This window comes from Sphingomonas sp. RS6 (assembly GCF_054489705.1).
On sequence record NZ_JBTMWM010000030.1, the window covers coordinates 1 to 356 of the forward strand.

The following is a 356-nucleotide window of genomic DNA, read 5'->3' on the forward strand; positions in this document are numbered from 1 at the left end:
CAGCCCTGCGGGATGGCCATGGATGCCCGTGTGCCCAGCGCCCGTTTGCGACCGCCGCGGCGCCGGACCTGCAGAGGCTCCTCGCGGTACAGCCGTCGGAACTTCTTGTGGTTGATCCGAACACCCTCGCGCCCCAGGAGCCAATGCAGACGGCGGTAGTCGAACCGGCGTCGCTCCGACGCGAGGCCCCGCATCCGCTCCCGGATCGCACCGTCATCACCGCGCCGGCTACGATACCGCACCATCGTCCGGTCCACGCCCAACACATCGCACGCCCGCCGCTGGCTCACCTCGAACACCCGCTCAAGGTGAGCCACCGCTTCCCGCCTGGCGGCGGGCGCTACCATTTTTTTGAT

Annotated in this window: 1 protein-coding gene; it reads right to left on the reverse strand. The window is 68.8% G+C overall.

The window, feature by feature from the left end:
- On the reverse strand, positions 1 to 356 hold a 356-nt coding region (locus tag ACX40Y_RS18225; protein WP_459120991.1), incomplete at both ends, for an IS3 family transposase.